Source organism: Roseomonas fluvialis (assembly GCF_022846615.1).
GTDB classification, from domain to species: Bacteria; Pseudomonadota; Alphaproteobacteria; order Acetobacterales; family Acetobacteraceae; genus Neoroseomonas; species Neoroseomonas fluvialis.
In genome coordinates, this window is record NZ_AP025637.1 from 467398 (window position 1) to 484759 (window position 17362).

Here is a 17362-nt window from a genome sequence, read left to right on the forward strand (position 1 = left end):
ACAGATAGTCGATGTTCTAAGCGCTGCGCGCGCGCAGCGGGGGCGCCACCGCGACCAGCGATGCCAGGTGTTCGGCCAGCATTTCCGACTGGCGCCGGATGTCCGGCACCGCCGTCATCTCCCAGAAGGCAGCCTTGGTGACCGGCCCTACCGCGAACAGCCTGCGCGAGATCGCGCCAGTCGAATCGCGCAGCGCGGAGGCCGGCGTGACATCGAGTCCGAGGCGGAAGGCATCCGGTCGCGCATAGCCCGTCGCGAGCGGGTCGCGCACCAGCGGATCGGCAATGCGATCGTAGTCGCAGCCCGGCCCAGCGCAGTTCACCACGCGCGCGACGTCGAGTGTCTGCTCGCTGCCACCCTGGCGGCGGCGATAGGTGACCGCTGCGCCACCCGGTGAATCCGCAATGCGGCGAATGCGCCCGACATGGATCGCGAGCTGCCCGGACTGTCGTGCGGCGTCGATCAGCTCAGCAACCGGTGCCGCCATGCGGTGGCGGTGCACGTCCCACCAGGGGCGCAGGTGGCGCAGGAACCGCGCCTTCTCGTCCGGCGCGAGCGCCTGCCACAGGTCCTGCGTCGAGGGGCGCAGCGCATCCACCACGGCATGCCATGACCCGCCCTGTTCCGCTCGGCGGTCCGCTTCCCGGCGCAGCAGGCGCAGTAGCGTCGAGAAGCCGGTCGGCAGAGGCGGCATCTCTGAAGGTGGAACCACGTCGGCGCGTACGGGGTGCGGGCGCGGCAGCAGTCCGCGGCGCGAAAGCGCATGGATCGGCCCACGGTGCCCAAGGTCGCGCAGCGAGACAACGCCATCGACCGCCGTGAGGCCCGTGCCTATCAGCAGCACGGGGGCATCCGGATCGAGGTCGGTGAAGGTGTCGGAGCCCCAGGGATCGGGGCGGTACCAGCTGCCGTCGACGGCGGCTGGATCGACGCCCGGCGGCAGCTCAGGCGGGAAGTTGCCGACGGCCAACACTGCAAGGCCGGCACGTACAACGCGCCCGTCCGCCAGATGCAGGGTCAGGCTGTCGGCTTCCTTGCGCAGCGCCGCCACATCCGCCTGCAGCAGCAGCAGCCGCTCGCCGCGGCCTGGTACGTCGTGCTCCGCATCGATCAGGTGGCGAACATAGTCGCCGAACAGCCCACGCGAGACGAAGCAGCCAGGCGTGGCCACGGGCAGCGACGGATCGGCGGCGGGCTGGCGCTTCAGCCACTGCACGAAATCATCCGGGCGGTCGCGGAAGGCGCTCATGCGTCCGGCCGGCACGTTCAGCAGGTGGTTGGCGTTGCCGGTCGCATAGGCCTGGCCGCGGCCGAAGCTGCTGTTGCGCTCGATCAGCAGCACGCTGGTTGTGGGCGGACAGCGGCGGAGCAGGTGCAGGGCGAGCAGCGTCCCGCTGAACCCCGCCCCGATCACCGCGATCGTCTGCTGCGTCATGCGTCTGCCCCCGAATGCTCGTCAGGGGGTCGACGATAGCACAGAGGCGTCACGCGAATTCAACGATAGCACGTCAAGTTGAGCGATACGCTTCGGCTGCGATCATTCTGCTGCGCGGGCGGCCAGCCGGAAAAAGCGGTTCTCCGGACGGGGCAGTCCAAGGTGTTCGCGCAGCGTGGTGCCTTCGTATTCGGTGCGGAAGATGCCCCGGCGCTGGAGCTCGGGCACGACCTGGGTGACGAAATCCTCGAGCCCGCCCGGCACGTAGGGGAACATCACGTTGAAGCCGTCGCAGGCGCGGGTCTCGAGCCACTCCTGCATCTCGTCCGCGATGGTCGCGGGCGTGCCCACAATGGCCGCGCCCCCGTAGCCACCCAGGCGCTGGGCCAGCTGCCGCACGGTCAGCTTCTCGCGCCGCGCCAGCGCGATGGCACGTTCGCGCCCGCTCTTGCTGGCCTCGGTGTCCGGGATGTCGGGCAGCGGCGCATCCGGGTCGAAGGCCCGCGCATCGACGCCGAGTGCGATCGAGAGCGAGCCGATCGCGCTTTCGTAGTGCACCAGGCTGTCGAGCAATGCACGCTTCTCCCGCGCTTCCTCGACCGTGGTGCCGACCACGACCAGCGCGCCGGGCAGGATCTTGATGTGGTCGGGGTTGCGGCCGAAGGCGGCGGCGCGGCCCTTCACGTCGGCATAAAAGGCGCGCGCATCGGCGATGGGCCCACCGGCGGCGAAGACCATTTCCGCCGTCTCGGCGGCGAGCTGCCGCCCGGCCTCCGACGCCCCCGCCTGCACGATCAGCGGCCAGCCCTGCACGGGGCGGGCGACGTTGAGCGGACCGCGCACCTTCAGCTCCGGCCCCTCGTGGTTGAGCACGTGCATGCGTGACGGGTCCCAGAAGATCCCGCTCTCGGCATCGCGGATGAAGGCGTCGTCGGCGAAGCTGTCCCACAGGCCGGTGACGACGTCGTAGAACTCGCGGGCGCGCTTGTAGCGTTCGCCGTGCGCCATGTGTTCGTCTTGGCCGAAGTTGAGCGCGGCATCGGGGTTTGCCGTGGTCACCACGTTCCACCCGGCTCGGCCGTTCGAGATGTGGTCGAGCGAGGCGAACTTCCGCGCCACGTGATACGGGTCGTTGTAGGTGGTCGACGCCGTGGCGATCAGGCCGATGCGATCGGTCACGGCGGCGAGTGCCGGCAGCAGCGTCAGCGGATCGAAGGAGGTGACGGTGTGGCTGCGTCGCAGTGCCTCGATCGGCATGTTCAGCAGCGCCAGGTGGTCGGCCATGAAGAAGGCGTCGAACTTGCCGGCCTCGAGCCGCTGAATCAGGTGCTTCAGGCGGGGGAAGGAGAAATTCGCGTCTGGCCATGCGCCGGGGTAGCGCCAAGCGCCGGTGTGGATCGAGACAGGGCGCATGAAGGCGCCGAGATGCAGGCAACGCTGTGCGGGCACGGCGAGAGTCTCCCCTTCAGGCGCCGTCGCGTGCGACGCCGTCAAGATTGGCGATGATCTGGCCGGAGAGATCGGGACGTCGCGGTACCGCGACAAGACGTCCCGTGCGCCTCACCGCGCAGCCGTGCGATGCGAAAGATAGGCTTCGTGGTTTGCCGCAACGCCGAGGCCGCTATGGAAGCGGTTGCTCAGGTTGAAGTAGGCGACGATCGCCGCGGCTTCCAGGATGGCTGCCTCCGACAGCTCGGCGGCGCGCAGCGCATCGAGGTCCGCGGGCTCAACCTCGGCAGGGTGCCGCGTGAGCTTCTCTGCATAGGCGGCAAGCGCCGCCTCGCGCGCGGAGAGTGCGGCGCGGCGCCAGTTCACCTCGATCGTGCCGACCAGTACCGCGTCGCCGGTGATCTGGCGCAGCTGCGCGGCATGGCTGAAGACGCAGGGCTCGCAGCGGTTCTCGACGCTGACGACGAGGGCGAGCAGTTCGCGTTCCCGCGGCGGCAGCGCGTTCCCTTCGGCCTTGAGCGCCTGCGACACGGATTCGAGCGCCAGCAGTAGCGCAGGCCAATGCGCCTGCACGCGCTGGCCGTGGCGGCGGTAGCCGAGCTTCGCCTCCGAGGCGGCGAGCAGGTCGGCGACCTTCTGCGTCGGTGCCGGCGGCGGAGGAAGGCGCAACCAGGAGGCCGCCTGGCGCGGCGCGATGTCATCAGGCATGCGCAGTTCCCCCGTCAGGCTCAGCGTCTCGCGGCGCGGCCCCGTTCGCGGCCCAGGTGTCGCGATGACCGAGCAGTGGAGATGCGATGTTTGGTACGACGGTGAGGGCCGCGTCGTCGTGATCCGACGCGACGACGACCGCATCGGCCGCCCCGCTTGCGATGGCGTATCGCGCAGGCTCCCTGGCGACACCGCCGCCCAGCATCACGGGAGTGTCGACCCTGCTGCGGAGATCGGCGGCATACTCGGCAAGGTCGTCGGAGCCAGCCGGCGGGACCAGGTGCAGCCATCCGAGGCCACGGCCCGAGAGCCACGTCGCCACCTCGGCCTCGCCGGCGCCCAGGCGGACGGCGACACGGTCCGCGCCGATCCGTTCGGATACTGCCTCGACGATCTCGACCAGCAGGCGCGCCCTGTTCGTGGCGCTGCCGCCATGCGCGTCAATTCGCTGGTTGCTCTCTGGCCGGAGGAACTGTTCCAGCAACCCGCCCTGCGCGGCGACGATTTCAACCGCGTCGAATCCGGCGCGTCGTGCCCATTCGGCGGCCGTGGCATAGGACGCCACCAGCGTCGGCAATTCCGAAGCATCGAGGCTCCGCGGCACGGGGTATGGCCTCGGGCCCTCCGGCGTGACGATCTCCCCGCGGGCTGCGATGGCGGATGGCGCGATGGGCCAGCCACCATGCGGCTGGACGCGCGGATGCGACAGACGCCCGGCATGCCACAGCGGCAACGCGACCAGCCCCCCGGCCGCGTGGACGGCGGTGGTCACGGTGGAGCAGGCCGCGACGTGCGATTCGCGCGCGATGCCAGATGATCGCAAGGCGCCGGCCCCGTCCGGCGCGATCCATGCCGGCGCTGCAAGGACGAGCCCCGCCGCCGCCGCGGCCTGCGCATAGATCGGCCCGACACGCGGCAGGGGCGACCCGCCGCGGTCGACATCGGATCCGGCATCGGGCGCGGTGATGATCCGGTTGCGAAGCGAGAGCGAGCCAAGGGTGATGGGCGTGTGAAGCGCATCCGGGCCAGATCCGTGGTGCTCACGCATCGGCCGGATGCTCCGGCGCCCAGAAGACCAGCGTGCGCACCTCGATGCTCTCGCGCGGCGGGGCGTTGGGCGGCGAGGTTGGATCGTCGAAGGCGCCATGCACCGACAGCCTGGCGCGGCCGCCATCCGCACTGTCGTGGCACTTGATCAGCAGCGCCTCCTCGGGCCGCAGGTTGGGGAAATAGGTCCAGCGCTGGCCCGGGTTGAACAGCACCGCATGGGTCTCGCCGACCCGGTCGGGATAGATCAGGCGCGTCGGCACCAGGTCGCGCGGGTCGACGCTGCGGCCATCCGCGAGCGCCAGCGGGCTTTCCAGCACCGGCGCGATCGGCCGCCACAGGTTGATGATGGCGAAGCGGTGCGCGAGCAGCCATTCGGCCTGGTCCGGCAGGATGTCGCGCACGCGCTGGGCCGCGGAGGCCGGCGTATAGTCGTTGTGGATGCGCTTGGCGGGGCCGCGCAGTGCGGGGTCCGTCGTGGCGCGCGCCGCGTTGCGCACATTGTGGTCGAAGGCCACGACGCGCGTCGCACCCGTCGCGCGGCGCACGATCGCCTCGACTTCCGGGCGATACAGCGCGTGCACCGCCGCTTCGTCGTAGAGGTCGGACACCGCGCTCGGCGCATGCACCAGCGCGAAGCCGGTGCCGTCCAGCGTGTAGTGGTGCTCGAAGCCGCGGCCATTGGTGACGCTCACCAGGTGCTGAACGCTGCGCGTATTGTCGGCGGCCTCGCCTGGCGGCGGCGTTCCGACATACCGCCGCGGTGCGGTCACCGCGGGGTCGAGGAAGTTCAGGGCTGCCAGCACGGCGACATTGGCGGCGGGGATGTGATCGGGCATGGATGCTCTCCTGGAGGCGCTCAGGCGGCCGCCGCGCGGCGGCGCGCCGAGATCACCGCGCGCGTCGCGGGCAGCAGTTCCCGGCCATAGGCGATCGCGTCTTCAAACGGATCGAAGCCGCGGATCAGGAAGGTGGTGATGCCGAGCGCGTGGTATTCCGCCAGCGCCTCCGCCACCTGCACCGGCGTGCCGACCAGCGCGGTGGTGTTCGCACCGGCGCCGACGGCGGCCGCGACCTCGGTCCACAGGCGCCGGTCGCGCACGCGCCCGCCGCGCGCGGCTTCCAGCAGGCGGCGCGAGCCCTCGCTCTCCGGCTTCGGGTTCGCCTTGCCGAAGCTGTCGCCGCGCAGCGCGCGGATGCGTTCGAGAATGTCGCGCGCGCGCTCCCAGGCCTGGTCCTCGGTGGCGCCGAGCACGGGGCGCACCGACAGGCTGAAGCGGATCGACGCAGGGTCGCGTCCGGCGCGCGCGACGCTGTCGCGCACGCGGGCGATGGTCTCGCGCGCCTGGTCCAGCGTCTCGCCCCAGAAGGCGTAGACATCGGCGTGCCGGCCCGCGGCCGCGATCGCCGCATGGGAGGACCCGCCGAAATAGATCGGGATGTGCGGCTGCTGCACCGGCTTGATCTCGGAGTAGGCGCCGACCAGGCGGTAGTGCTTGCCGATGTGGTCGAAGGGCGCGTTGCTGGTCCAGACGCGGCGCAGGATGCCGACATACTCGTCGCTGCGCTCGTAGCGCTGGTCGTGGTCGAGGAAGTCGCCATCCTGCTTCTGCTCGGCCGGATTGCCCCCGCTGATGACGTGGATCGCAGCGCGACCGCCCGAGAGATGGTCGAAGGTGGCGAACTGCCGCGCCGCCAGCGTCGGCGCGATGAAGCCCGGCCGATGCGCCACCATGAAGCCGATGCGGGTCGTGTGCGCCGCGGCGTGGCTCGCCACCAGCAGCGTGTCGGGATGCGTCGAATGCCAGGCGACCAGCACGCGGTCGAAGCCGCCCTCCTCGTGCGCGCGGGCGAAGCGCACCACGTAGTCGGGGTCGAGGATCGGGCCGGAGGGCGGGTGGATCTCGGACGACCGGCGATGCGAGATCATGCCGATGAATTCGATATCGTCAGCGGACATGGCGGGTTCCTTCGATCAGGCAATGGACAGGCGGCGGAGTGCTTGCCCGGTGGCGGCGTGGTCGGCGACGACGCGCGCCGCCAGTTCCTCGGGCGAGATCGGCACCGGGCGCAGGCCGAAGCGGCGCAGCGCGGCGGCCACCTCGGCCTCGGCCAGCGCATCGTTGAAGGCGGCGTTGAGTCGTGCCACGATCGACTGCGGCGTGCCGGCCGGCGCGAACAGCGCGAACCAACCGCCCGCGGGCCAGTCGCGCCCAACGCCGAGCTCCGCCGCGGTCGGCAGGTCGGGGAAGGCGTCCCAGCGGTCCTCGCCCAGCGTGGCGAGGGCGCGCAGCCGCTCTGCCGTCACGTGCGGCGCGGTGATCGGGTCGATCATCAGGTGGCAGTCGCCGGTGACGACGCTGGTCGCCGCCGGCGCGCTGCCCGGAAAGGGCACGTGCACGGCCTCGAAGCGGCCTGCGTCGGCCAGAAGCGCGCCGCGCAGGTGCCCGGCGGAGCCGATCCCGGCGGAGGCGTAGTTCAGCCGCCCCGGGTTCGCGCGCCCGTAGGCCGTCAGCTCCCGCAGGCTGCGCACCGGCAGCGACGGGTTCACCGCGATCAGGCTGTAGCTCTCCCCAGCCGAGGCGATGGCCGCGAAGGCGATCAGCGGGTCGTAGCCGACATTGCCGAGATGTGGCGCGATAGTGAGGTTGCCGGCTGAGGCGTTGAGCAGCGTGGTGCCGTCAGGCCGGCTCTCGGCGACAAAGCGCGCGCCCACCGCGCCGCCGGCGCCGGCGCGGTTCTCCACCACCACCGGCACGCCGAGGCGCGCCTGCAGCGCCCGCGCCATGGTGCGCGAGACGTTGTCGTTCGTCGCACCCGGCGGGAAGGGGCACACGTAGCGGATGGGGCGCGAGGGGAAGGGCTCGCTGGCACGCGCCACGGTGGGCAGCGCCAGCCCGCCGAGCAGCAGGGTGCGTCGGTCGAAAGTGATCAATGCCGGATCTCCTGCGGGCGTGCGGTGTTGAGCGCTGCGCGACCGGCGGCCGACAGCGCGGCATCGGCGGTGGGCACGTGCACGCGTGCGCATTGCACGTCGCGCCAATGGCGCTCCAGCGCATGCGCGCGGTCATGCGCATGGTTGCCGGCGAGCGAGACGGCGCGCTCCACCGCCTGCACCGCATTCTCGGTCAGCGTGACCTTCGCCAGTCCGCTCTCGGAGGGCAGCGGCGGATAGCCAGCATCGACGGCCAGGGCGATGGCTTCCGTCAGGCGCGCATTCACCGCGAGCGCGCGCTCGATCTCGCCCACCGCCTCCGCGACACGCGGGAGTTCCGCGAGCGGCGTTCCGAGCCCGCTCGGCACGCGGGCATGCAGAAAGCGTAGGATCCAGTCCCGCGCCGCGCGCGCCACGCCGGTGTAGACGGCGGAGACGAGCAGCGCCGTCCAGGCCGACTGCGCCGGATCGGGCTTACCCCACTCCGCGGCCGGAACCAGGCCAATGCCGTGGTCCAGCGGCACCGTGACATTGGTGAGCACGACGTCATGGCTGCCCGAACCACGCAGGCCGAGGTGGTTCCAGGTCTCGATGACCTCGATGCCGCTGGCGTCCGCCGGCACCAGGAAGGTGCCGATGCGCGGCTGCGGTTCGTCGGTGCGGGCCAGCACCTCCATCCAGGCCAGGCCCGGCGCGCCGGTGGCGTAGCGCTTGTGCCCGCTGATCGACCAGTGGCCGGCGCGCAGCTTCGCGACGGTGGCCGGCAGGCCGCCGCGCGTGGGCGAGCCGAGCTCGGGTTCGACGCGCAGCGCGTTGATCAGCGCACCCTCGGTCACCGCGTCGCGGCCGATGCGCTGGCGCAGCTCGAAGGGCCAGGCCGCGCTGCGGGCGATCGCCGCCTGGCGGGTCAGCTGCATGGCCAGGACCAGCGCCGTGGCGGGGCAGGCGGCACCGACGCGCGCGACGGCCTCCGCTGCCAGCGCCAGGCCCGCGCCGCCGCCGCCAAGCGCCGTGGGCACGGTCAACGCGAGGATGCCGGCCTCGCGCAGTCGGGCGATGCTGTCGAAGGGGAAGCTCGCCTCGCGGTCGTGCAGCGGTGCCGCGGCGGCGATCGCCGCCAGCATCGGCGTGAGGTCGCTGAGGGAGGGCGAGGCGACGCTCGCGAGGCGGCCCTGCGTCGCGGTCTGGAAGGCGATGACGTTCGCGGCGGTCATGGCGCTACTCCGCCGCCGCACGGACCGGGCGACCGGCCCCGGCCGCATCCAGCGCCTGGTCGAGGTCGGCCAGGATGTCCTCGATATGCTCGATGCCCACCGACAGCCGCACATAGCCCGGCGAGACGCCGGTGCGCGCCTGTTCCTCGGGTGAGAGCTGGGAATGGGTGGTGCTCGCCGGGTGGATGGCGAGGCTGCGCGCATCGCCGATATTCGCTACGTGGTAGAACAGCTTGAGCGCGTCGATGAGTCGCCGCCCGGCCTCGGCGCCGCCGGCGAGCTCGAAGCCGACCAGGCCACCGAAGCCGCGCGTGAGGTACTTCGCGGTGCGCGTGGCGGGTTCCCCGGTCAGGTGCTTCGGGTGGATCACGCGCGTCACGCCGGGGCGGTTCGCGAGGAAGTCGGCGACCTCCTCGGCGTTGCGGCTGTGCTCGCGGATGCGCAGCGGGAGCGTCTCGACGCCCTGCAGCGTGACGAAGGCGTTGAAGGGCGAATAGGCGGCGCCGAGGTCGCGCTGCAGCGTCACCCGCGCCTTCAGGACGTAGGCGATGGGGCCGAGCGGCTTGGCCGCCTCGACCCAGACCGCGCCGTGGTAGGATGGGTCCGGGCGGTGCAGCGCCAGCTGGCGGTCCTTGTGGGCCTCCCAGTCGAAATTGCCGCCATCGATGATGATGCCGCCGATGCTGGTGCCGTGGCCCCCGATGTACTTGGTGAGCGAATGCACCACGACCGCGGCGCCGTGGTCGAAGGGGCGCACCAGCAGCGGCGCGGCGGTGTTGTCGACGATCAGCGGGATGCCGAGCGGGCGTCCGATGGCGGCGACCTCGGCGATCGGGAAGACCTCGAGCTTTGGGTTGGGCAGCGTCTCGGCGTAGTAGGCGCGGGTGCGCGCATCGGTGGCGCGGCGGAAGTTCTCGGGGTCGGATGGATCGACGAAGCGCACCTCGATGCCCTGGTCCTTCAGCGTGTTGGCGAACAGGTTCCAGGTGCCGCCATACAGGTCGGTGCTGCTGACGATGTTGTCCCCGGCATGGGCGATGTTCTGCACGGCGAAGGCCGAGGCCGCCTGGCCCGAGGCGACGGCAAGGGCAGCGACGCCGCCCTCGAGCGCCGCGATGCGCTGTTCGAGCACATCCGTCGTCGGGTTCATGATGCGCGTGTAGACGTTGCCCAGTTCCTCCAGCGCGAACAGGCGCGAGGCGTGGTCGGTCCCGTCGAACTGGTAGGAGGTGGTCTGGTAGATCGGCACCGCCACCGCCTTGGTGGCCGGGTCCCGCCGCCAGCCGGCATGCAGGGCGATCGTCTCGGGATTGGTGTGGGTCATGGCGTGGGCCCCTCGGGCGTTATGCATCGCGATGGAACGGGAGGCGGCGGCGCTGGCCCGGCGGATGGCCGCCGTAGGGTGCGCGGGGTTGGGTCGCCGCCTGGACGGGGAGACGTCAGGCGTCGCGACACCAGCGCCGACAGGGCGTGCCTGCCATCCGCATCTGCAGCTGTGCGGCCTGCGCCATCGGTTGGGGCGCTGCGGTCGGTGCGGCGAGGACAGTGCTCGGCGTCATGACAGGAAGCAGAAACCATCTCAGAATGTGGAGTCAATAAAAACACGAATAAAGAATGTTTAACCAAGTTGCGCCGATGGCGCGGCGTTGCCCTTGTCCCAGCGGGCAGGTTCCGGCCAGCGGCTTCTCCGGAAGGCGGCTGTCCGCGCCAGGCGGCGGGCGGCGGCGCGGTCGGAGCTTCAGCGAGTGCGACGTGGCCAGGAGGTCATCCTTTGCCCGCGGCGTATATCCGGAGCAGTCCTTGGCGTCCGTGACCATGGAGGAAGGCAGGAATTCTCACACTTGAGAGGCGTGGTTTTCCGGTCTACCGGCAGGATGAGTTCCACGCAGGAAAGCCGCCCGCCCATGGGTTACCTTGCCGCCACCGATGCGCCCCGGCCCGGGGAAGTCTGGCTCGTCGGCGCGGGTCCCGGCGATCCCGACCTGCTGACGCTGCGTGCCGCCACGGCGCTGCGCCAGGCCGACCTGGTGCTGCACGATGCCCTGCCGGGGCGCGACGTGCTGCGCCTGGTGCGCCCGGGCGCGACCATCATCGCGGTCGGCAAGCGCAAGGCGGTCCAGGCCACGCCGCAGGCGAGCATCATCAGTCGCATGATCGCCGGCGCGCGCGCCGGGCAACGCGTGGTGCGCCTGAAGGGCGGCGATCCCTTCCTGTTCGGCCGTGGCGGGGAGGAGGCGATTGCCCTGACCGCCGCCGGTATTCCCTGGCGCATCGTGCCCGGCGTCACCGCCGGCACCGCCGCGCCGGCAGCGGCTGGCATTCCGGTGACGCATCGCGGCGTGGCCAGCGCCGTCACCTTCGTCACCGGTCATGACGAGACCGGGCGCTTGCCGGAGTCGGTCGACTGGGACGCGCTCGCGCGCAGCGGCGCGACGTTGGTCGCCTTCATGGCGCTGACGGCGCTGGACGAGATCGCGGTGCGCCTGCTCGCTGCCGGCATGTCGCCCGGGACGCCGGTCGCGATCGTCTCGCACGCCTCGATGCCGTCCGAGACGACACTGACCACGACGCTCGGCGCCTGCACGCTGGCCGCGCGCCGGGCGGGCGTGCCGACGCCGGCGCTGGTGGTGATCGGCCAGGTCGCCGCGGGCGTCGGGGTGCTGGGCGCCGCAGCGGTTGCGCGCGCGCCGCGCGACGCCGTAGCGCGCTGACGCTCAGATGGCGAAGTTCAGCGGTTCCGACGCTGCGCGCCGAAGGCCGGCCGCCTGGGCGCGGCGCAGCAGATCCTCGATCGTGATGCCGGCAAGGCGCGTCCGCAGTTCCGCATCAAGTTCCCGCCACATCGGCAGCAGAACCGAGGTCTGCAGGCGGCCGGTCAGGTCGGCCGGTGCGTCGGCCTCTTCCTGCACGCAGGCGACGATGTCGGACAGGCGCAACTCGCGCGGCCGGCGCCCTAGCCGATAGCCGCCTCGCGGGCCGCGCACGCTTTCGAGCAGCCCGCCGCGCGATAGCGCCTGGAACACCGGCTCCGCGCCGCGTCGCGCGGTCCCCAAGCGTTCTGCCACCTCCGCCCCGGCGGCGAATTCGCCCGTGCGCCCGGCGTGGAAGGCGACGTCCAGCATGATGGCGATGGCGGTGAGCGCGCGGTCCCGGCGCAGCAGCATGGCGAATCCCCTCGGTGGCGCGGACTTGATGCCCCTCTCTACGCACCCTCGCTGTGGAATGCGAGGGGCTCCCGCCGTTCCCCCCTGAACCATCCGGCATATTCGTGTTAGGCCAGCGCATGGCCAAAGGAAACGTCCCTCCGCGCCGAACCCGGCGCAGCACATCCTCCCCCGCAGAGCCGGCCGCGACCTTGGCGGCGCCGCGCGGGCGCCTCTTCGGCAGCGTTCTCGAGACGATCGGCGGAACGCCGCTCGTGCTCCTGCCGCGCATCGCCGCCGCCGAGGGCCTGGCGGCGCGGATCGCCCTCAAACTCGAATTCTTCAACCCGCTCGGCTCGGTCAAGGATCGGATCGGGTTGGCGATGGTCGAGGCCGCCGAGCGCGAGGGCCTGATCGCGCCGGGGCGGTCGGTGCTGGTGGAGCCGACCTCCGGCAATACCGGCATCGCGCTGGCCTTCGTGGCCGCGGCCAAGGGCTATCGGCTGATCGTGGTGATGCCGGACGGTGCCTCGATCGAACGCCGGCGCATGATGCGTCTGATGGGCGCGGAGCTGGAACTCACGCCGTCCAAGCGCGGCATGGCGGGCGCCATCGCCCGCGCCGAGGCGATCCTGGCCTCCACCCCCGGCGCCTGGATGCCGCGGCAATTCGACAACCCGGCCAACCCCGACATCCACGCCGCCACCACGGCCGAGGAGATCTGGACCGACACCGGCGGCGAGGTCGATGCCATCGTCGGCGGCATCGGCACAGGCGGCACGCTGACCGGCATCGCGCGCGTGCTGAAGCCGCGCCGCAAGGGCTTGCGCGTAATCGGTGTAGAACCCGCCGAAAGCGCCGTGCTCTCGGGCGACGAACCTGGCCCGCACGACATCCAGGGCATCGGCGCGGGCTTCAAGCCGGCCGTGCTGGAACTGGACCGCATCGACGCCATCCTGCGCGTGCCCGAGCGCGACGCCTTCGACACGGCGCGGCGCTGCGCGCGGGAGGAAGGGCTGCCGATCGGCATCTCTTCCGGTGCTGCGCTGGCCACGGCTATCGCCGTGGCGCGCGAACCCGCAATGGCCGGGCGCCTGGTGGTGGCGATCGCACCGTCCTTCGCCGAACGCTACCTCTCGACGCGCCTCTTCGCCGGTCTCTGACGAAAAATCGACCGGGACCCGCAGGGATCCCGGCCGGCGTTTCTTCGGGAGGAAACGTCCAGTCACTCGGCCGCCAAGTCTCGGCCCGCCGGAGGGCAGGCCGCTCCGCCGGCGGCGGGCGGAGGTCTAGCCAGCCACCACCCAGGGCTGCGTCACCGAGATCGGCCCGACGGGCCGCTCGCCGCTGACGGCGCTGCGATGGAGCCGGATCACGTCGCCCGACGCCGCGGCCTCGACACGGTGCAGCAGCAGGGCGTTGTCCCACAGGAGCAGGTCGCCGGCCTGCCAGCGATGCCGGTAGACCACGGCGGGATCGGTGGCGGCGGCGAGGAGGCGTGGCAGCAATCGCGCGGCCTCCTCCTCCGGCGCGCCGAGCAGGCGCGTCGTGGTGCCTTCGTTCACGAACAGGCTGCGCTGGCCGGTGGCGGGGTCGATCCGCACCACCGGATGAACGACGGTGGGGTTTGTCTCGCGCTCGGCGCCGGCCAGGGGTGGGCGCGGACGCCAGCCGGCTTGCGCGCCGGACCTCCGGCGGTCGTGGTCGTGCTCGGCATCCAGGTACTCGATGCGCCAGCGCAGCCAGGGATCGAGCCGGTCATAGGCCGCGCCCTGGTGGGCGAACAGGATCTCTCCGCCGGCCTCGGGCAGGTGCGCGGCGCTCATCAGCGACAGGCGCGAGGGCGCGGCCCGCCAGGACAGGTCGGCGTGCCAGGCGAGGCCCGCATCGCCGAGACCCTCGGGCGTGCCCGCATTTCCCTCGACCACGATCTCCGGCACATCGGCGTGGCGCGCATGGGCCAGCGCGTGGACCTCGGGATGGCCGAGCCGGCGAGTCAGCGCAGCCTGCGTCGCGGGCGGCAGGGACTGGTTGCGTACCACCACGAGGCCGAGACCCCTCACCAGGCCGCGCAGCGCCTCGAGCGTCGCTGCTGGTGTATCCGCACCGAGCAGCGGACCCTCGACTTCGGCACCGAAGGTAGGATGCAGCGCGCCGGTGATGGCCCATTCGGTGGGCGTGTGCATCGCGCTCATGGATGTACCGCGGCGATGAGCAGCGCCTCCGCCACATCCGGGTGCGGCGGCGGGAGCAGGAGATGCAGTGCGATACCGCTGGCAGCCGCGAAGACCGCCGGCAGCCAGGCCAGCGCCGCTGGATCGAAGGCGGGCAGCACGAACAGGCCGATCATGGCAGGCCCCCTTGCAGTAGGCCGGTGGCGGCCAGAACGGTGAGCAGGCCGGCACCCGCGATGGCGGTGCGCAATGCGAGCGAGATCATGCCAGCCCCCTGGCCGGACCGCGGCCGCGCGCGAGAACCAGCCGCGCGACGCGCTCGGCATCGGCGGGGGTGCGGAAATGCGCGCCGTGCAGATCCTCGACGCGCGGGTCGATGGCGGTGAACAGCCAGCCGTGGTCGCCGGTGGTGGCGACGCCGACTATCTGGCCGTTCTCGGTGATGGGTCGTGAGACGATCATGGTGAACCTCCGCCGGCGCAGGGCGCCGGGTCGAATGACATTCGGAAAGGGAAGGCGGCAGGAGGCGCGGTCGGGTGGCTCAGCCACCCCGGCGCATTCGACACGGCGGACAGCGGCGACAGGCGCTGGCCCGGGCGCGTCGCTGCGGCATATCCTGGCGCGTGGCGTTGATCATCCTGCTTCTCCCGGAGCGTCGCTCCGTTCATCGACGGTCTATTTACACAGCGCGATGTGTTGTTATGTCAATCGCAATACGAGGAATCCACGCGGTTCGTAGACAGAAAAAATCCTTTCCTCTGTGAAGCCTCCGCAGCAGGAAGCCAGCGCGAAAATGAGGGAATTACTGGCAATAATCTATCGTCATCTCCCTCGCCAGCCAGCCAAGTCCCTCGTCTCAGCGCCACCATCCAGCAGATCCAAGCAATTTGCAGTTTGACATCGTGCTTCTCGATCCGGATATCGTCCCGCAGGTGCACAACGTGCTGCGGAGCCTTCGACAGACATGGCCGGGAAGCCCAGCGGAGCCGAGACGATCAAAGCGGACAGCCGCGCGCTGCGCGGTTCCATCGCCGCGGAGATCGCCACCGATGAAGTTCGCGGCGGCGTGTCGGAAGGCACCTACACGCTGCTGAAGTTCCACGGCACCTACGAGCAGTTCGACCGCGACACCGCGACCGAGCGCAAGCAGCGCGGCGAGGACAAGGACTGGTCCTTCATGGTGCGCGTGCGCGCGCCGGCTGGTCGTCTCACGCCCGCCCAGTGGCTCGCCCTCGACGCGCTCGCCGACAGCCACGCCGATGGCACGCTGCGGCTGACCACGCGCCAGGGCGTGCAGTTCCACGGCATCGCGCGCCGCGACCTGAAGGGCAGCATCGCCGCCATCCATCACGCGCTGCTGACCACGCTGGCGGCCTGCGGCGACGTTGTGCGCAACGTCGTGACCACCGCCGCGCCGCGGGTCGATGCCATCCATGCACGGCTCGAGGCCGAGGCCTTCCGCCTGTCCTCCGAGCTGCTGCCGCGCTCGCGCGCGCACCACCAGATCTTCCTGGGCGAGGAAGAATCCCCGCTGGTCGAGGAGGAGCCGCTCTACGGCCCCACCTACCTGCCGCGTAAGTTCAAGATCGCGCTGGCACATCCGTCGGACAACACGCCCGATGTGCTGGCCAATGACCTCGGCTTTCTCGCCCTGACCGAGGGCGATGCGCTTACCGGCTGGATCGTGACGGTCGGCGGCGGCATGGGCATGACGCACAACAAGCCCGCCACCTACCCGCGCCTGGCGGATGCCATCTGCGTCATCGGCCCGGACGATGTGCTGGAGACCGCCAAGGCGGTGGTGCGCCTGTCGCGCGACCATGGCGACCGGACCGACCGCAAGCATGCCCGGCTGAAGTATGTCGTGGCCGAGCGCGGCGTGGACTGGGTGCGTGACAGGCTCTCGGCCGATCTCGGCCGCGCGCTGCCGCCGGCACCCGCGCTGCCGCGCCTGCAGGTGCCCGAGCTGCTCGGCTGGCACGCGCAGGGCAATGGCCGCCTGTGGCTCGGCCTGCCCATCGCCGCCGGGCGCGTCGCCGGCGACCTGCGCGTGGCGCTGCGCCATGTGATCGGGCGCTTCGATGCGCGACCCATCGTCACCGCGCAGCAGGACCTTCTGCTCGCCGATATCGCGCCGGATGATCGCGGCACAGTGGAAGCGACGCTGCGCGCCCATGGCGTGACGCTCGCCGAGGACCTGACCCCGCTGGCGCGCTGGGCGCTCGCCTGCGTCGCCCTTCCGACCTGCGGCCAGTCCCTGGCCGAGGGCGAGCGCGTGCGCGCGCCGATCGTCGCCGATGTCGAGGCGGTGCTCGCGCGCCACGGCCTGGCTGGCGAGCGCATCAGCCTGCGCCTGACCGGCTGCCCGAACGGCTGCGCGCGCCCCTATGCCGGGGATATCGGCGTGGTCGGCCGCGCGCCTGGCCTCTACACACTGTTCGTCGGCGGCGATTTCGAGGGCACGCGGCTCTCCTTCCAGCTCGCCGACAAGGTGCCGCAGGCGGCGATCGCCGCGACGCTGGAACCCGTCGTCGCCGCGTGGGCGCGCGACCGCCAGGCTGGCGAAGGTTTCGGTGATTTCTGCACTCGCATCGGCGCCGACGCGGCGCGCGCGCTGCTCGCCGCACGGGTGGCCGCCTGATGCTTCCGCTGGTCTTCCTGCCGCAGACGCCGACGCTCCTCGCCGGGCGCGGGCCGGCCTTTCTGAAGCGCCTGCACCTGCTGCACGCTGCGGGTCTGACCGACCTGCGCGTGCATACCGACGACCCGTCGGCGGGGCTGGCGGCGAGCCTCGGCGAGGCGCTGCGCCCCTGGCTGCCGAGCGAGCACGAGATCGCTGCAGCGCGGCTGCTCTTTGTTGCCGGGCTCGACGATGCGGCCTCCGCGGCGTTCGCCGCGACCGCGCGGGCGCATCGGGTGCAGGTCAACGTCGAGGACGTGCTGCCGCTGTGCGACTTCCACGTGCCGGCCATGGTGCGGCGCGGCGGTCTCACGCTCACGGTCTCGACCGCCGGCGGTGCGCCCGCGCTCTCGGCCGCCATCCGCGGCTGGCTCGAGGATGCCTTCGGCCCGGAATGGGCCGCGCATCTCGAGGAAGTGGCGAGCCTGCGCGCCACGCTGCGCGCGCAGGGCGCTGGCCCGCGCGAGGTCATCCGTGGTGTCGAGGACCACCTCGCCACGGCCGGCTGGGCGCCGCTTGGTGACGGTGCCCGATGTCGCCCCGCCGCGCCGCCCGCGGACGCCTGACCAGGGGCGCT

The 17362-nt window shown here is 71.5% G+C and carries 16 protein-coding genes and 1 pseudogene; 4 read left to right on the plus strand and 13 right to left on the minus strand.

Annotated elements, in window-relative coordinates:
• Window positions 1-16 precede the first annotated feature (16 nt).
• The 9 genes from MWM08_RS02255 to MWM08_RS02295 form a co-directional block, all read right to left on the minus strand.
• The gene (locus tag MWM08_RS02255; RefSeq protein WP_244457853.1) at window positions 17-1435 is read right to left on the minus strand and encodes an FAD/NAD(P)-binding protein; all 1419 of its coding nucleotides are present in this window, start codon (window positions 1433-1435) and stop codon (window positions 17-19) included.
• Window positions 1436-1537: 102 nt separating this feature from the next.
• Window positions 1538-2884 (minus strand): LLM class flavin-dependent oxidoreductase, encoded by a 1347-nt coding sequence (locus MWM08_RS02260; RefSeq protein ID WP_244457854.1) that lies wholly within the window; start codon window positions 2882-2884, stop codon window positions 1538-1540.
• Window positions 2885-2995: 111 nt separating this feature from the next.
• A complete protein-coding gene (locus tag MWM08_RS02265; protein ID WP_244457855.1) occupies window positions 2996-3592 on the minus strand; it encodes a peroxidase-related enzyme in 597 nt (198 codons plus the stop codon).
• Window positions 3585-4739 carry an oxidoreductase gene (locus MWM08_RS02270; RefSeq protein WP_341482851.1) on the minus strand — a complete coding sequence of 385 codons (1155 nt, stop codon included), beginning with the start codon at window positions 4737-4739 and terminating at the stop codon, window positions 3585-3587. Before MWM08_RS02270 ends, MWM08_RS02265 begins: the two co-directional genes overlap by 8 nt.
• Window positions 4633-5478 (minus strand): CmcJ/NvfI family oxidoreductase, encoded by an 846-nt coding sequence (locus MWM08_RS02275; RefSeq protein WP_244457856.1) that lies wholly within the window; start codon window positions 5476-5478, stop codon window positions 4633-4635. The genes MWM08_RS02270 and MWM08_RS02275 overlap by 107 nt, the downstream gene beginning before the upstream one ends.
• A gap of 20 nt (window positions 5479-5498) precedes the next feature.
• A complete protein-coding gene (locus MWM08_RS02280; protein ID WP_244457857.1) occupies window positions 5499-6599 on the minus strand; it encodes an LLM class flavin-dependent oxidoreductase in 1101 nt (366 codons plus the stop codon).
• A 15-nt stretch (window positions 6600-6614) separates the two neighbouring features.
• Window positions 6615-7574, minus strand: a complete 960-nt coding sequence (locus MWM08_RS02285) for a Bug family tripartite tricarboxylate transporter substrate binding protein (protein WP_244457858.1) — start codon at window positions 7572-7574, stop codon at window positions 6615-6617.
• Window positions 7571-8788, minus strand: a complete 1218-nt coding sequence (locus tag MWM08_RS02290; RefSeq protein ID WP_244457859.1) for an acyl-CoA dehydrogenase family protein — start codon at window positions 8786-8788, stop codon at window positions 7571-7573. The genes MWM08_RS02285 and MWM08_RS02290 overlap by 4 nt, the downstream gene beginning before the upstream one ends.
• 4 nt (window positions 8789-8792) lie before the next feature.
• Window positions 8793-10112 carry an O-acetylhomoserine aminocarboxypropyltransferase/cysteine synthase family protein gene (locus MWM08_RS02295; protein ID WP_244457860.1) on the minus strand — a complete coding sequence of 440 codons (1320 nt, stop codon included), beginning with the start codon at window positions 10110-10112 and terminating at the stop codon, window positions 8793-8795.
• Between the two features lie 580 nt (window positions 10113-10692).
• Between MWM08_RS02295 and cobA the strand changes: the two genes are divergently transcribed.
• Window positions 10693-11499, plus strand: a complete 807-nt coding sequence (cobA, locus tag MWM08_RS02300) for a uroporphyrinogen-III C-methyltransferase (protein ID WP_244457861.1) — start codon at window positions 10693-10695, stop codon at window positions 11497-11499.
• Window positions 11500-11502: 3 nt separating this feature from the next.
• On the opposite strand, the gene MWM08_RS02305 is transcribed toward cobA, so the two are convergent.
• Window positions 11503-11952 (minus strand): RrF2 family transcriptional regulator, encoded by a 450-nt coding sequence (locus MWM08_RS02305; protein ID WP_244457862.1) that lies wholly within the window; start codon window positions 11950-11952, stop codon window positions 11503-11505.
• 119 nt (window positions 11953-12071) lie between these two features.
• Here MWM08_RS02305 and cysK point away from each other — a divergent pair, with 119 nt between their 5' ends.
• Window positions 12072-13094 carry a cysteine synthase A gene (gene cysK, locus MWM08_RS02310; protein WP_423816006.1) on the plus strand — a complete coding sequence of 341 codons (1023 nt, stop codon included), beginning with the start codon at window positions 12072-12074 and terminating at the stop codon, window positions 13092-13094.
• A 126-nt stretch (window positions 13095-13220) separates the two neighbouring features.
• On the opposite strand, the gene MWM08_RS02315 is transcribed toward cysK, so the two are convergent.
• The 3 genes from MWM08_RS02315 to MWM08_RS02325 all read right to left on the minus strand — a co-directional run bounded on the left by MWM08_RS02315 (window position 13221) and on the right by MWM08_RS02325 (window position 14567).
• Entirely contained in the window at window positions 13221-14126 is a 906-nt protein-coding gene (locus MWM08_RS02315) for a TauD/TfdA dioxygenase family protein (protein ID WP_244457864.1), read from the minus strand.
• Window positions 14123-14281, minus strand: a complete 159-nt coding sequence (locus tag MWM08_RS02320; RefSeq protein WP_244457865.1) for a hypothetical protein — start codon at window positions 14279-14281, stop codon at window positions 14123-14125. The genes MWM08_RS02315 and MWM08_RS02320 overlap by 4 nt, the downstream gene beginning before the upstream one ends.
• An 85-nt stretch (window positions 14282-14366) precedes the next feature.
• Entirely contained in the window at window positions 14367-14567 is a 201-nt protein-coding gene (locus tag MWM08_RS02325; protein ID WP_244457866.1) for a hypothetical protein, read from the minus strand.
• 499 nt (window positions 14568-15066) lie between these two features.
• Between MWM08_RS02325 and MWM08_RS02330 the strand changes: the two are divergent.
• Both MWM08_RS02330 and MWM08_RS02335 read left to right on the plus strand, forming a co-directional pair.
• A pseudogene (locus MWM08_RS02330) lies at window positions 15067-16746 on the plus strand (NADPH-dependent assimilatory sulfite reductase hemoprotein subunit); the annotation flags it as partial.
• Window positions 16746-17351 (plus strand): precorrin-2 dehydrogenase/sirohydrochlorin ferrochelatase family protein, encoded by a 606-nt coding sequence (locus tag MWM08_RS02335; protein WP_244457868.1) that lies wholly within the window; start codon window positions 16746-16748, stop codon window positions 17349-17351. The pseudogene MWM08_RS02330 and the gene MWM08_RS02335, both read left to right, overlap by 1 nt.
• The last annotated feature ends 11 nt before the right edge of the window (window positions 17352-17362 follow it).